Genomic DNA, 13741 nt, shown 5'->3' on the forward strand with positions numbered 1-13741 from the left:
CCTGTGGATAACCTGAGCGAAAGGGACTACAGCCCACGCTGAACATGGCTTGCAGCGCGCTGGTTGTTTTTTGATCAGGCCTGACGATGGTCGCTGCTGCTAGAATGCGCGGCTTATTCCGCCACGCTATTGCCGCTGCCATGACCCAGACTTCTGCCGCCCTTCCCGCTCACGTCGCCATCATCGGCGGTGGCCCCGCCGGCCTGATGGCCGCCGAAGTGCTGAGCCAGGGCGGAGTCCGCGTCGATCTGTACGACGGCATGCCCTCGGTGGGCCGCAAGTTCTTGCTGGCCGGGGTTGGCGGCATGAACATCACTCACTCCGAAGCCTACCCGGCCTTCCTCTCGCGCTATGCCGAACGCGCCCCGAACATCGCCCCGCTGCTGCGCGCGTTCGACGCCGACGCACTGTGCCGCTGGATCCACGAGCTGGGCATCGAAACCTTTATCGGCAGCTCCGGCCGGGTGTTCCCCACCGACATGAAAGCCGCGCCATTGCTGCGCGCCTGGCTCAAGCGCCTGCGCGACAGCGGCGTGGTTATCCACACCCGCCACCGCTGGCTCGGCTGGGACGAAAACGGCGCGCTGCGCATCGACAGCCCGGAAGGCGAGAAAACCCTCAACCCCGACGCCACCTTGCTCGCCCTCGGCGGCGGCAGCTGGTCGCGGCTTGGCTCCGACGGCGCGTGGATGCTGCCGCTGGAGCAGCGCGGTGTAGGCCTGGCGCCGTTGCAGCCGAGCAATTGCGGCTTCGAGGTGCAGGCCTGGAGCGAAGTGATGGTCAGCAAATTCGCCGGCGCGCCGCTGAAAAATATCGCCATCGGTTTGAACGACGATGTTCCGCGTCTGGGTGAATGCGTAATTACCGCGACCGGCATCGAGGGCAGCCTGATCTACGCGCTGTCAGCGCCGATTCGTGAGGCGATCAATCTGCACGGTGCCGCGACCATTCACATCGACCTGCTGCCCGGCCGACCTGTGGATAAATTGCAGGCGGCGTTGAGCAAACCACGGGGTTCGCGCTCGATGGCCAAGCACCTGCACAGTCAGGTCGGGATTGATGGGGTGAAAGCGGCGCTTCTGCGAGAACTCACTGATGCAGCGACGTTTGCTGATCCGGCAATGTTGGCCCGGGCGATCAAGGCTTTGCCGCTGACGCTGGTGAAAACCCGTCCGCTGGACGAGGCGATCAGTAGTGCCGGCGGGGTGACGTTCGAGGCGATGGACGAGCGGATGATGCTCAAGGCGTTGCCGGGGGTGTTTTGTGCGGGGGAGATGCTGGATTGGGAAGCGCCGACGGGCGGGTATCTGCTGACGGCGTGCTTTGCCAGTGGCCGGGCGGCGGGGTTGGGGATGCTGGACTGGTTACGACGCTGAGATCGGGTCGCCCCTTTCCCCTCACCCCAGCCCTCTCCCGGAGGGAGAGGGAGCAGACCGCGGTGTCTGGCGTCATACATCGACCTGAAAGACCGAGTCGTTTATGGATTTATCGATCAAGTGTTTTTCATAACTTGAGTTCGACTCGATATTTCAGGTCGACGTAACTCGCAAAAACAACTCGATCAGTCCCCTCTCCCCCCGGGAGAGGGCTAGGGTGAGGGGGCTTTTGATCTTTAAGGCAATCTTTAAGGCTTACGCTTACGCGGCCCGGTATTGAACACCGGCACCTTGCGCACAGGCTTGATCGAAGGCTCCGGCGCCTGAGTCTCGCCGCTGTCCACCCACTTGCCCAGATTGCGCTTGCCACCGCCACCACCGGAAGCTTTCGGCTTCTTCGGTTTCTTCGGCTTCTTGATCACCTGGCCACTGGCATCGGTGTCCGGCACGCGGTGCTCCGGCACGAAGTCCGGCTCAACCTCACGCTTCAACGTGCTGCGAGTCAGCATTTCAATCGCCGACAACATGTTCACTTCATCAGCGCACACCAGCGAGATCGCCTCACCGGTCGAACCCGCGCGGCCAGTCCGGCCGATACGGTGAATGTAATCCTCGGCCACGATCGGCAGATCAAAGTTGACCACCAGCGGCAAATCTTCGATATCCAGACCACGGGCAGCAACATCAGTGGCCACCAGAATCTGCACTTCGCTCAGCTTGAACCGATCCAGCGCCCGCTGCCGGGTCGCTTGCGGCTTGTCGCCGTGGATACCGTCGGCGTTCACGCCCAGGCCCTGAAGTTTCTCGACCAGCGCGTCCACACCATTACGGGTCTTGGCGAACACCAGCACCTGCTTCCACTTGTTCTTGCGCATCAGGTGCACGAACAGTTCCGGCTTGCGCTTCTTGTCCACCGTCACCACCCACTGCTTGACGGTGTTGGCGGCCACGTTGCGCGGGCTGACTTCGATGCTCAGCGGATCGTTGAGCATCTGCCCGGCCAGCAGGCGGATGTCATCGGAGAAGGTTGCGGAGAACAGCAACGTCTGACGTTTCTTCGGCAGCGCGCGGTAAATGTTCGCCAGCTCCTCGGAAAAGCCCAGGTCGAGCATGCGGTCGGCTTCGTCCAGCACCAGAGTTTGCAGCTGGTTGAACTTCAGCGCGTTCTGGCGGAACAGATCGAGCAGACGGCCCGGAGTCGCCACCAGCAGATCGACGCCGCCACGCAGCTTCATCATTTGCGGGTTGATGCTGACGCCGCCGTACACTGCATAAGTGCGCAGCGGCAGGTTTTCAGCGTACTGGCGCACGGCTTCGTGGACTTGTTCGGCCAGCTCGCGGGTCGGCACCAGAATCAGCGCACGCACCGAGTTGGCGGTGACTTTCGGCCCTTCCATCGCCAGCAGTTGCAACAGCGGCAAGGCGAAACCGGCTGTCTTGCCGGTGCCGGTCTGGGCCGCGGCCATCAGGTCGCGACCGGCCAGCACGGCCGGAATGGCCTGCGCCTGCACCGGCGTCGGGGTCTGGTAGCCGAGCTTCTCGAGGGAGCGCAGCAAGGGTTCGATCAGGCCAAGGGTGGCGAAAGTCATGGGAGTACCGTAGGAAAAATCAGAGCAGATTGTGCAAAACGAGTATGCGATGGCGCGCAGTTTACCCTAATTCGCACGCTGCTCCGTCGCTATGACCTTCGCTGCGGCAGCCGGCTCGCTGACCACCGGCGACCGCGCCGGACGCCGCCACTGTGGCAGACTGATCAGCACCACCGCGCCGATGATCACCAGCATTGCCAGCGCTTCTTCGATGCCGATGGTCTCGCCGACAAACACGATCCCCAGCAACACCGCCACCGCCGGGTTGACGTAGGCATAACTGGTGGCTGCCGCCGGACGAACGTTTTTCAACAGATACATGTAAGCGTTGAAAGCGATGATCGAGCCAAAGAAGATCAGGTACGCCAGCGCCAGCCAGCCTTCCAGCGGCGGCATAGCCTGCAGGTGTTCACCGCTGGCCGCGCTGCCGATCAACAGCACCACGCCACCAACCAGCATTTCCACGGCACTGGCCATTGCGCCCTGAGGCAGCGGCAGGTGTTTGCTCCACACCGAACCGAACGCCCAGCTCGCTGCCGCGAAAATCAGCAACGCCGCGCCCAGCGGACTCGATTGCAGGTTGGAGCCCATGTTGAGCATCGCGATGCCGATAATCCCCATCACCACCCCGGCCCACTCCAGGCGGGTGTTGCGCGCCCCCCAGAGATAACCGCAGAGCAAAGTGAACAGCGGCACCGTCGCCACCGCCAACGCCGCGACACCCGAGGCCACGCCACTGTGCTCGGCCAGCGTCACCGCGCCGTTACCGAAACTGAGCAACAGAATCCCGATGATCCCCGCCGCCTTCCACTGCGCCCAGGTCGGCGCCGGTGCACCGCGCCAGCGCAGGAACGCGTACATCAGAGTGCCGGCAATCACGAAGCGCACGCCGCCGAGCATCAGCGGCGGCCAGTACTCGACGCCGATGCGGATCACCAGATAGGTCGATCCCCAAATCACGTACAACGCAAAAAACGCGGCGATCAAGGGCAAGGAAAAACGGCGCAAGGCAGACATGGGCAGCTCGAAAGTCAGACTCAGGGGATTGATTATTCTAGAAAGGCCAACCGCTAAAAATAAGTTACAAAACCTGTTTATAGCGCCGGTACACTTTCGAAAACACGGAGATCGACGGCATGAACCGCGATTTCGAAAGTCTGGCATTTTCAGGAGTCCGACCTTGGACAAATACGACCGCATGCTGCTCAGCGCCCTGCTCGAAAACGGTCGCGCGTCCTACGCCGACCTCGCCCGCAAAGTGAACCTCTCCGCCCCCGCCGTCGCCGAGCGCGTGGCCAAACTTGAGGCGGCCGGAGTAATTACCGGGTATCAGGCGAACATCGACCTGTCGAAAATCGGCTTGCCGATCCAGTGCGTGATCGAATTGCGCCTCCACCAGAACGGCAGTCAAAAGGTCTACGACGAAATGGTGAAAATTCCGCAACTGACCGAGTGCTTTCGAGTGACGGGCGATCCGTGCGTGATTATGAAGGCCGCGGTAGGTTCGATGACCGAGCTGGAAGAGCTGATCAACCGGGTGGCGAAATTCGGGTTCAGCAAGACGTCGATCGTGTTGTCGAGTGCGATAGAGAAGCGGGTGCCATTGGGGAAATTAGAAGACTGTATAAATAAAAAGCAGTAACTGTCCCGTTTCGCTTTCGTAAACGGGAACAGTCCAACAAGTTATTACGAATTGAGAAATGCTTGGGAGAAAGAACTAACTTTTCGTCGAAAATCCTGATAGGACGCCAATCCCTTAACGGGCCCTTCCGGATTCAAGTCTATAGTTAATCTCGCTCGCATTTCAGAAAATCGCTTTTTAAATTTTGCTAAACGAGCACCTTGTGTTTCGCTTGCTTCGCAAAGAGCGTCCATCAAAAGTTGCTTCGTATCACGAGTTGATTCGAGTCGACGCATAGCAGGTACACTGTTCAAGGCTCCACGAAAGCTTGAATTACCCGCAACCAGTTTTATAGCATCAACATCTGCAAGCAACCAAGTTTCCAACATCGTAACCGGGATGACCGGAACGACTCTAGACAAGGGCACAACTCCATCGCTAGCTTCAGCTATTTCTTGTTCGCGAATATCCGCACCAACATTATCAGCATCTCGATGGACAAATATCACATCAGCATGAGGATAATATCTCACTAGAGCCTGTAGCTTTTCTCGAACCGAACGCCCCACCGGCGGAGAAAACATACCTAAATCTGGTACCTCACCGCTTACTTCAGAAAAACCTTCGCCAATCAAAATGGTTTGTATATGCTCAACTAAACGAAGATCAGAAGAGCCTTCTCCAGTAAGAACAAATCTTATTTTCATGCATTGGCGCCCTTTGGACTTATTCGTCGAATTCCATTGAGATCTGGCTATCTGGCGGGAGTGCTAAATAAGCAATAATCGATCCCTTATCGATGCATTCAGAACCAGACTTAAATCGCCAGCTTTCACGCAAGCTCTTACAGCGAATCGTTGAGGCCGGCATTCCATCGGGCCCCCGAACTTTGACTACATCTGCATAAATCAAATCATCTGGAGACTCAAGCTTTACCAATACGGGCGAGTGCGTCGCAATCAATATCTGACGCATAGGATTATCCTCTCCAACCGGATAGGCCGTATCGACTGCCAATTCTTTCAACAGTGATAACATCGCCCCCATTTTTGCTGGATGAATACCATTCTCAGGTTCTTCGAAACACAGCAGTCCCTTAAAGTCAGGATCTTCAGCCATGATGCACAAAGCCATAAATCTCAGCGTACCATCTGAAAGAGCACGCGCTGGCAAGAACGCACCCGAGCGTTCTTTTACTTCAACAGTCAATAGCTGCCGAACTTGATCGACATCAACTCTCACATCTGACGTTGGTACAATCTCGGACAAACGACTGGCAATTCGGGAATAAACATTTGCATCTTTACGATAAAGTTTGTGCAAAGCAGCCGCCAGCTTCCCACCATCAGCACCCACGCTGGTTTCTTCATGCATCTTATTCGAACGCCTCATAGCGCTCGGCTCCAACGACAGAAATCTCCACGACTGCATTTCTCGCCTAGCAGCCAAAATAGTTGGCCACACCGCACTATTGGTATTTGCAACTACTGTCTTTGGTATATATCTGGCCGGAATTTTTTGAGGCTGCCCACTGCTCCCACCATCTTGATGCAGATGTATTTCTACAACGCCATCATCTACCTTCTGAGTAGAGATAAACCCCGCACCCTTTCTTTTATTCAATACAACCTGATCACGAAATTGAGAAACACTCAACGGAAAATGCAACAGGTTAGTAGCTTCACCCTTATTAATATGGACGAGAGTTTCACGCGCCAAATACAGTCCCAAAGAGCCTGACTTCTCTTCTGATGGGTCTCTTGCGATCTCAACTTCATATCGTAAAAAGGTTGACGTTGCTTGAGCTTTACGACCGAAGTCGTCGACTATATCCAATGGCACTATCATTTCAACCGCAAGCTTTAAACTCTCTACACGATAGTCACCGTTCGTCCAGAAGACATCAAGTGGATCAGTAGACTCAGAATCTCTGACAGCTAGCGCGGCTTCTACAATTGTCTTATCACTTAACAAAGAAAGAAACTTTATAGCATCGAATATATTTGATTTCCCGACTCCATTCAGACCCGCAATACAATTGAAGGGACCAAAGGACACAGAGAAATCAAGAAGATTTTTGAAACCATGCGCTTCAAGTTTGGTAAGCATATTTAGCTCTCTATCATCGAGCAGCGATTAAATGCCGATCGAGTATCTAAGAATTGACAGCACGATTCAAGCAGAAAAAATCGATAGTTTATAAATTACAACGAAAAAACCTTCTGTTTAAAGCTAGATTTTACGCTTACAGTTTATAGCCCACGATACCGCTGAAGATGCTCCCCAACTTTAGCGGCCGGGACTTTCTGCAATTTGCACAGCAAGTCGTGCGATAGCTCCCGCACCCCATGCTTGTGCCGCAGTTCATCCGCCAGATGCGCCAGCAAATTCGCCGCCATCTCCGCATCCGCCATCGCCCTGTGCGCCTGGCCGGTGTGCGGCAATTGGGCGAAGGTAGTGAGCGTACCGAGCTTGTGGTTCGGCGCCGCCGGCATCAAACGGCGGGCCAACAAAAGCGAGCAAGCGAAATTCTGCAAACGGGTACGTTTGATCCGCCCCAGTTCGAAGTCCCAGAACTTCTGGTCGAAGGCGGCGTTGTGCGCCAGCAGGGGTGTGCAGCCGACGAATTCGTTGACTTCGTTCATCACCCGCTCGGCCGACGGCGCGGTGCGCAGCATGGCGTTGCTGATGCCGGTGAGTTGTTCGATGAAGGCCGGGACGCGTACGCCGGCGTTCATCAGGCTCTGGTAACGCTCGACGATGCGGCCGTTTTCCAGCATGACCACGGCGATTTCCGTGGCCCGGCAGCTGCTGCTCGGCGAGATGCCGGTGGTTTCAAAGTCGATGACTGCAATGCGTTCCAAACCGGGTGGTACTCCGTCCAAATCAATTCTTGAGCAGGGCTCAATTTTTCAACAGCAGTGCGCCTTCGATCGGCACATAACGGCTGGCGGCGCGGATCAGCGAGTTGGCGGTCAGACCGGGAACGCCGTAGGCCACCGCTTGCACGCCGTGTTTGTTGATAATGCGTTCGAGCAGCATGTCGAAGTCGCCATCACCGGAGGCCAGGACGATTTCGTCGACGTGGTCGGCGGCGTCCATGATGTCGAGGGTGATGCCCACGTCCCAGTCGCCCTTGGCCGAGCCGTCGCTGCGCTGGATGTAGGGTTTGAGTTTCACGGTGAAACCGAGGTTGCGCAGGATCTGCTGGAACTGCTGCTGTTTGCTGTCGCCCCGGTCGATCGCGTAGGCGTAGGCCTCGACGATCTGCCCGTGCTGGCTGACATCCGCCCACAGCGCCGCGTAGTTGAAGTGGCAACCATAGGCCTGACGCACGGTGTAGTAGAGGTTCTGCACATCGGCGAACACTGCGATTTTTTTCACCGGAGTTCCTGTGAGCGCTGACGCGCATGAGCCGGATCAGGCACCAGGCCCGAAAAAGGCGCTCAGTATGCCAGCCCGAAGGAAGGTTCCGCGAATAATCGGCCCGGGGCGATCAGGCGCCCCGGACGAATGGTGAATCAGACGAAGGAATCGTCGTCATCGAAGAACGATGAGTTGTCATCGCTGTAGTCGGTGTCGGTGAAGCCGCCCTGATCATTACCGTAGGAATCGTTGTTGGCCATGCGCTGGTCATCGCCCCAGCCGTTGTTGCTCTGGTCGTTGACCTGAGCTGGCTCTTCCTTGATGACTTCGACGATTTCTTCCGGCTGCTGGTTGTGATGGAACAGGCTGCTGATGCCTTGTGCCAGCATCACGCCACCGGCCACACCGGCGGCGGTTTTCAGGGCGCCGCCGAGGAAGCTGCTGCCGGCCGCCGGGGCCGCTTGTTGCTGGCCATAACCCGGTGGTGGCGCGCCGAAGTTCTGTTGCGGCGCAGGCGCACCGAAGTTCTGCTGAGGTGCCGGTTCACGCCAGCCGCCAGTGGAGGTCGGGGCGCTCTGGGTCGGTGCGGGGCGCGAGCTGCTGCCACCAAAAATGCTCGACAGGAAGCCACCGCCGCTGGAGGCCGGCGGCGCGCTTTGCGCCTTGGCCGATTGCAGTTCGGCCTGCAATTGCTTGACCTGTTGAGTCAGTTGTTTGTTCTGTTCGTCGAGGCTCTTGAGGGCAGCCTCCTGCACCAGAATCGCCTGGGTCATGAAATAACCTGCGGCCGGCTGGCGCGTCAGGTGTTCCTTGATCCGCGCCTCGGCCTGGGCGTCGCGCGGGGCTGCCTCCGTTTCGGCCTGTTGCAGCCGGGAAAACAGTCCATCGATCAGGGTTTGTTCTTCGCTGTTCATGGCGACCTCGTAGATTGCCGGGGATAACGTTGCCCTCCTCCACGTCGGAGAAGGTGCACCTCTGTAATGGAGGCAGCAACAGAATGTTTCAATGACCTTTACCGAACGTTTACGTTTGCGCAGCGAAACGGATCATCGGTTAAAGTGGGCCACTGTTTTTGACCTGCGATACCGACTGATGAATGCCTTCGATGTGCTGCGCGACTCCCTGTATTTCTTCAAACGCAATCTGGGCCGGATCGTCCAGTTGTGCCTGCCGCTGGTGATTGTCGAAGCCGTGCTGCAACAGGTGGTCGACCATGCCAGCGACCCGGACGGTTACTCGGCCATCAGCGTGATCGTCGGCCTGCTGGTGTATCCGCTGTACACCGCCGCGCTGATTCTGTTTCTCGATGCCCGCACCCGCGGCGAATCCCCGCAAACCCGCGATCTGCTGGCGATGGCCGCTCGTCTGTGGCCGCGCTTTGCCCTGCTGACAGCGCTGAACACGCTGTTGATCCTGCTCGGTCTGTCCCTGTATTTCCTGCCGGGGCTGTGGCTGATGGTCACTCTGGCCTTCGGTGAATACCTGCTGGTGCTGCGCGGTTACGGTCCGCTGCAGGCGATGAAGGAAAGCCTGCGCCTGAGTCGTGGGCATTTTCTGCGGATTCTGGTGTGCATCCTGTGTGTGATGGGGCCGCTGTGGCTGCTCAAGGGCCTGACTTTGCAGGTCTATCCCGATCCGCAGAATCCTTTGATTGCGGTGCTGATCGACAGTGGCCACAGCTTCCTGCAACTGTTCACTAGCGTGGTGCTGTTCCGCCTGTTCATGCTGATTAGCGAATTGCCCGACAAACGTGACGGAATAGTCTGACTGCACCGAGCTTGGGCTGATGGATGGGTCTCGGGTATGCTCGGGACCACTTCCGTATCGCTATAAGCCGAGCCATGACCCGTCTACTGCGCTACATCCTGTTGCCCGCACTGTTCGTCCTCGCCCTGATCGGCACGCTGATCTACAGCCTGACCTGGCGCCCCGACGCCCGGGAAACCCTGCCGGTCAGTTGCACCGGGCAACCGCCGATGCTGGTCCCCGGTCAGGCTCTGAAGGTCATGACCTGGAACGTGCAATACCTGGCCGGCAAGCGCTACGTGTTCTGGAATGACCTGGCGCAAGGCGACGACGAAGCCCCGACTCCGGAAGACATGGCCTTCAGCCTCGATGAAGTCGCGCGAGTGATCCGCGACGAACAGCCCGACGTGGTGCTGTTGCAGGAACTGGATGACGGCGCCAAGGCCAGCGACTACCAGAACCAGCTCAAGCTGTTGCAGGAGCGTCTGACCGACCTCTACCCGTGCAGCGCCCACGCCTTCGACTGGAAGGCCGATTTCGTCCCGGATCCGCACATCTTCGGCAGCGTCGGCCGGCAACTCGCCACCCTCAGCCGCTACCGCATCGAACACGCCGAGCGCCTGCAATTGCCGGTGCAGCCGGCGAACCTCATCAGCCGTCAGTTCCAGCCGAAAGATGCCCTGCTCGCCACCACCCTGCCGCTCAGCGATGGCGGGCAACTGGTGGTGTTCAACACCCATCTGGATCGCGCCACCCAGCCGGACGACACCTTGCAGGCGCAGGTGACAGCGGTGGCCAAGGTCCTCGACAAACACGAAAGCCACGGCACGCCGTGGCTGATCGGCGGCGACTTCAACCTGTTGCCGCTCGGCCAGTACCGGCGCCTGCCCACCGAGCAGCGCACGCCCTACTCCGCCGACAGTGCGCTGCATGTGCTGTGGGACAAGTACCCGATGATCCCGACCAACAACGAAGCCAGCGGCATCGACCGCGCCAAGTGGCTGACCCATTACCCCAACGACCCCGGCCTCAACGGCCCGGACCGCACGGTCGATTACCTGTTCTACAGCCCGAAGATCAAACGGGTCGAAGCCACGGTGCGGCAGGACGACACCTTGCGCATCTCCGATCATTTACCGGTGATTGCGAAGTTCCTCCTGCCACCCAACTGACCTCAATGGGACTCTTCGAGATCATCGTGCAACAGCCCGAAGATCTGCCGCTTCATGTCGATGAACGAGCGCTCCATGACCATGTCCAGCGTGCGCGGGCGTTCGATCGGCACATCGAGAATCTGCTTGATCCGCCCCGGCCTGGCGCCCATCACATACACCCGATCGCCGAGCAGGATCGCTTCGTCGATGTCGTGGGTGACGAACAACACGGTCTTCTTGCTGTTGCCCCACACCCGCAATAACAGCTGCTGCATTTGCAGGCGGGTCTGGCTGTCCAGGGCACCGAAGGGTTCGTCCATCAGCAGGATCTGCGGATCGTTGGCCAGCGCCCGGGCAATCGCCACCCGTTGCATCATGCCGCCGGACAACTGCTTGGCGTAGTTGTCGGCAAACCCGGACAAGCCGACTTCATGCACATAGTGATCGACGATTTCCTTGCGCCGCGCCGCCGGCATGCCCCGGCGCTTGAGGCCGAACTCGACGTTCTGCCGCACGGTCAGCCACGGGAACAGCGTGTAGCTCTGAAACACCATCCCGCGATCCGCGCCGGGGCCCTGCACTTGCTGACCGCCAACGTAGATATCGCCGGAGGTCGGCTCGGCCAGCCCGGCGGTAAGGTACAGCAGGCTCGACTTGCCGCAACCGGACGGCCCGACCAGTACCGCGAACTGCTGGTCCGGCACCTCGAACGACACTTCTTCCAGCGCGGTAAACGTACCGCCGCCGGGTTTGCTGTAGCGCAGGCTGACCTTGTCCACCTGCAACCTTGGCGCGGCGTGGGCCGGTGCGGCGACCGGCTCGATGAAACGACGGTTGGCAGCGGTTACTGAGCCCATGCGGCAATCCTCAAACGCAAGAAGCGGAACAGTTGATCGGTGACCAGGCCGAGCAGGCCGATGATCGCGATGGCGAGAAAAATCACGTCGACCTGAAAGCCGCGCATGGCCTTGAGGCTCAAGTAACCGAGGCCGCTCGATGCGGCGACCAGTTCGGCGACCACCAGATACGTCCAGGCCCAGCCCATGGTCACCCGCAAGGTGTCGAGCACGCCGGGCAACGACGCCGGGGCGATCACGTGCAGCACCGCGTCACGCCGGTTGGAGCCGAGGGTGTAGGAGGCGTTGATCAAATCCTTGGAGATGCCTTTGGACACGTCGGCGATCATCACCAGTTGCTGGAAGAACACGCCGAAAATGATCACCGACACTCGCTGTTCCAGACCGATGCCGATCCACAGGATGAACAGCGGCACGAACGAGGTCACCGGCAGATAGCGGATGAAGTTGACCAGCGGTTCGAGGAACGCCTGGACGATGCGAAAGCTGCCCATCAGCAAGCCCAACGGCACCGCCACCAGCGACGACACAATGAAACCGACCATCACCACTTCGACACTGGCCCAGACATGCTGGCCAAGGGTGCCGTCGCGGCTCAGGCGCACCGCCGCTTCGACCACCGCGCCGGGCGTCGGCAGGAACATCCCCGGCACGATGCCGCCGTAGGACAACCCGGCCCACAGGCCGACCAGCAACACCCAGGCCAGACCGCTGGCGCTCCACACCACCGGCACCGGCAATCCGGTCTTCGGCGTGATGCAGCGGCTCAGCCATGAATTGCGCTTGAACATGACCAGTCTCCTAGAGCGGGCTGACGAAACGGTTATCCACCAGATCGTCGTTGCTGACGTTGTAGGGCTTGCCCTGCAATTCGCTGGCGGTTTCGTTGGCCAGTTTGATCAGCGGTGCGCTGTCACCCGGCTTGCCCGGCGAGCCAAGGAGTTTTTCGCTCATGGCCTGATCGTAGAAACGCACGCCCTGCGCGGCGACGGCCAGTTCCTTCGGATCGGACAGGTAACCGCCGACGCCCTTGGCCATGATTTCGTAGGCTTTCTGTGGATGGTCCTTGGTGAACTGCACGGCTTTGTAGAGGCCGGCGACCAGCGCCTTGACGTCTTCCGGCTGCTTCTCGATCACCGAGCAATTGAGCGCCACCACATCGACGATCACGCCAGGCGTACTGCTGCTGTCGATCAGCACCTTGCCCTGCTGCTTGTCGCGCACCATCGACAGATGCGGCTCCCAGGTCACGGCGGCCGGCACGCGACCGGCAATGAACGCGGTAGCGGCATCGTCGGCGGTCATGTTCTGCACGGTAATGTCGCTCATGCTCATGCCGTTCTTTTTCAGCAGGTACGACAGCCAGAACTGCGAGGTCGAGCCTTCGTTGACGGCCACGGCCTGGCCCTTGAGTTCCTGCAGGCTCTTCACGTTTTTACCGACCAGCACACCGTCGCCGCCATGGCTGTCATCCAGCGCGGCCACGGCTTTGAAGCAGAACTGCGGGCGGTACTTGAGCACTTCGTCGATGGTCGAGGCCGAGCCGGACAATTGCCCGGACGCCTGGGCGGCCATGTACATCGACGCCTCTTCGACCACCGGCAATTCGACGGTCAGGCCGTTTTCCTTGAAGTAGCCCAGATCCTGAGCCAGATACAGGGTGCCGTAACCGACCCACGTGGTGTGGCCGATCGACAAGGTGCCGGCCTGAGCGGCGGTGACGCAAAGGGCGGAAATCGCCAGAGGACCTGCAAGACGGGTAAACAAGGATTTGTTCATGGAGCACTCCCAACGCTGTTGATTTAGTTGTCATGGGCAGTACGGCCAGCCGTGGTGTCGCGATTGCACGCTGCGGTCTCTGCTGGACTCTGGCGGGCAATGCCTTGGCTGGCGAAATCGATGTTGACCCAGGCTTGGCGTCAGGAAAACGAGGAAATAGTTAGACGCGAACGATGAAAAAACTGGGTAGTGCGCACCGCGAAAGGGCGCGTCGAGCGGGGGTGCCCGAGGTGGGTGCAGATTGGGAAAAAGT

At 59.0% G+C, this 13741-nt stretch carries 14 protein-coding genes; 4 read left to right on the forward strand and 10 right to left on the reverse strand.

Annotation, left to right across the window (positions count from 1 at the left end; translation table 11 throughout):
- Positions 1 to 140 precede the first annotated feature (140 nt).
- Complete coding sequence (locus ABFB52_RS25430; RefSeq protein WP_129972794.1) at positions 141 to 1376, forward strand: TIGR03862 family flavoprotein; 1236 nt, start codon at positions 141 to 143, stop codon at positions 1374 to 1376.
- A gap of 248 nt (positions 1377 to 1624) precedes the next feature.
- Here the strand turns inward: ABFB52_RS25430 and ABFB52_RS25435 are convergent, their stop codons facing one another.
- Together ABFB52_RS25435 and yedA are read right to left on the reverse strand one after the other, a co-directional pair.
- Positions 1625 to 2965, reverse strand: a complete 1341-nt coding sequence (locus ABFB52_RS25435; RefSeq protein ID WP_085747675.1) for a DEAD/DEAH box helicase — start codon at positions 2963 to 2965, stop codon at positions 1625 to 1627.
- 66 nt (positions 2966 to 3031) lie between these two features.
- Positions 3032 to 3982, reverse strand: coding sequence for a drug/metabolite exporter YedA (gene yedA, locus ABFB52_RS25440; RefSeq protein WP_085747674.1), 951 nt, complete (start codon positions 3980 to 3982; stop codon positions 3032 to 3034).
- A 163-nt stretch (positions 3983 to 4145) separates the two neighbouring features.
- On the opposite strand from yedA, the gene ABFB52_RS25445 reads away from it, so the two are divergent.
- On the forward strand, positions 4146 to 4607 hold the full coding sequence (locus ABFB52_RS25445; RefSeq protein ID WP_085747673.1) for an Lrp/AsnC family transcriptional regulator: 462 nt from the start codon (positions 4146 to 4148) through the stop codon (positions 4605 to 4607).
- 44 nt (positions 4608 to 4651) lie between these two features.
- On the opposite strand, the gene ABFB52_RS25450 is transcribed toward ABFB52_RS25445, so the two are convergent.
- The 5 genes from ABFB52_RS25450 to ABFB52_RS25470 all read right to left on the reverse strand — a co-directional run bounded on the left by ABFB52_RS25450 (position 4652) and on the right by ABFB52_RS25470 (position 8866).
- Positions 4652 to 5293, reverse strand: a complete 642-nt coding sequence (locus ABFB52_RS25450; protein WP_129972477.1) for a hypothetical protein — start codon at positions 5291 to 5293, stop codon at positions 4652 to 4654.
- 19 nt (positions 5294 to 5312) lie between these two features.
- Positions 5313 to 6695: an AAA family ATPase gene (locus ABFB52_RS25455; protein WP_085747672.1), complete on the reverse strand. Its 1383-nt coding sequence runs from the start codon at positions 6693 to 6695 to the stop codon at positions 5313 to 5315.
- Between the two features lie 143 nt (positions 6696 to 6838).
- On the reverse strand, positions 6839 to 7450 hold the full coding sequence (locus ABFB52_RS25460) for a 3'-5' exonuclease (protein ID WP_129972478.1): 612 nt from the start codon (positions 7448 to 7450) through the stop codon (positions 6839 to 6841).
- Positions 7451 to 7490: 40 nt separating this feature from the next.
- Complete coding sequence (locus ABFB52_RS25465; protein ID WP_007958730.1) at positions 7491 to 7970, reverse strand: NYN domain-containing protein; 480 nt, start codon at positions 7968 to 7970, stop codon at positions 7491 to 7493.
- 137 nt (positions 7971 to 8107) lie between these two features.
- A complete protein-coding gene (locus tag ABFB52_RS25470) occupies positions 8108 to 8866 on the reverse strand; it encodes a DUF2076 domain-containing protein (RefSeq protein WP_129972479.1) in 759 nt (252 codons plus the stop codon).
- Between the two features lie 178 nt (positions 8867 to 9044).
- On the opposite strand from ABFB52_RS25470, the gene ABFB52_RS25475 reads away from it, so the two are divergent.
- Positions 9045 to 9719, forward strand: a complete 675-nt coding sequence (locus ABFB52_RS25475; RefSeq protein WP_218189661.1) for a YciC family protein — start codon at positions 9045 to 9047, stop codon at positions 9717 to 9719.
- Positions 9720 to 9793: 74 nt separating this feature from the next.
- Positions 9794 to 10870, forward strand: coding sequence for an endonuclease/exonuclease/phosphatase family protein (locus ABFB52_RS25480; protein WP_085747669.1), 1077 nt, complete (start codon positions 9794 to 9796; stop codon positions 10868 to 10870).
- A gap of 2 nt (positions 10871 to 10872) precedes the next feature.
- On the opposite strand, the gene ABFB52_RS25485 is transcribed toward ABFB52_RS25480, so the two are convergent.
- The 3 genes from ABFB52_RS25485 to ABFB52_RS25495 are packed head-to-tail and all read right to left on the reverse strand — an operon-like array spanning position 10873 to position 13488.
- Complete coding sequence (locus ABFB52_RS25485; protein WP_129972480.1) at positions 10873 to 11709, reverse strand: ABC transporter ATP-binding protein; 837 nt, start codon at positions 11707 to 11709, stop codon at positions 10873 to 10875.
- Positions 11697 to 12500, reverse strand: a complete 804-nt coding sequence (locus ABFB52_RS25490) for an ABC transporter permease (protein WP_007958721.1) — start codon at positions 12498 to 12500, stop codon at positions 11697 to 11699. The genes ABFB52_RS25485 and ABFB52_RS25490 overlap by 13 nt, the downstream gene beginning before the upstream one ends.
- A gap of 10 nt (positions 12501 to 12510) precedes the next feature.
- Positions 12511 to 13488: an ABC transporter substrate-binding protein gene (locus ABFB52_RS25495; protein WP_129972481.1), complete on the reverse strand. Its 978-nt coding sequence runs from the start codon at positions 13486 to 13488 to the stop codon at positions 12511 to 12513.
- Between the last annotated feature and the right edge of the window lie 253 nt (positions 13489 to 13741).

Origin of the sequence: Pseudomonas sp. 9.2(2024) (assembly GCF_039695385.1) — a bacterium.
GTDB lineage: Bacteria > Pseudomonadota > Gammaproteobacteria > Pseudomonadales > Pseudomonadaceae > Aquipseudomonas > Aquipseudomonas paraglycinae.

Excerpts from the sequence above, each read along its gene's own strand:
- ABFB52_RS25490 (WP_007958721.1), bottom strand. The coding sequence starts at position 12,500 with ATGTTCAAGCGCAATTCATGGCTGAGCCGCTGCATCACGCCGAAGACC.
- ABFB52_RS25485 (WP_129972480.1), bottom strand. The coding sequence starts at position 11,709 with ATGGGCTCAGTAACCGCTGCCAACCGTCGTTTCATCGAGCCGGTCGCC.
- ABFB52_RS25470 (WP_129972479.1), bottom strand. The coding sequence starts at position 8,866 with ATGAACAGCGAAGAACAAACCCTGATCGATGGACTGTTTTCCCGGCTG.
- ABFB52_RS25430 (WP_129972794.1), top strand. The coding sequence starts at position 141 with ATGACCCAGACTTCTGCCGCCCTTCCCGCTCACGTCGCCATCATCGGC.
- ABFB52_RS25495 (WP_129972481.1), bottom strand. The coding sequence starts at position 13,488 with ATGAACAAATCCTTGTTTACCCGTCTTGCAGGTCCTCTGGCGATTTCC.
- yedA (WP_085747674.1), bottom strand. The coding sequence starts at position 3,982 with ATGTCTGCCTTGCGCCGTTTTTCCTTGCCCTTGATCGCCGCGTTTTTT.
- ABFB52_RS25480 (WP_085747669.1), top strand. The coding sequence starts at position 9,794 with ATGACCCGTCTACTGCGCTACATCCTGTTGCCCGCACTGTTCGTCCTC.
- ABFB52_RS25455 (WP_085747672.1), bottom strand. The coding sequence starts at position 6,695 with ATGCTTACCAAACTTGAAGCGCATGGTTTCAAAAATCTTCTTGATTTC.
- ABFB52_RS25435 (WP_085747675.1), bottom strand. The coding sequence starts at position 2,965 with ATGACTTTCGCCACCCTTGGCCTGATCGAACCCTTGCTGCGCTCCCTC.
- ABFB52_RS25450 (WP_129972477.1), bottom strand. The coding sequence starts at position 5,293 with ATGAAAATAAGATTTGTTCTTACTGGAGAAGGCTCTTCTGATCTTCGT.
- ABFB52_RS25475 (WP_218189661.1), top strand. The coding sequence starts at position 9,045 with ATGAATGCCTTCGATGTGCTGCGCGACTCCCTGTATTTCTTCAAACGC.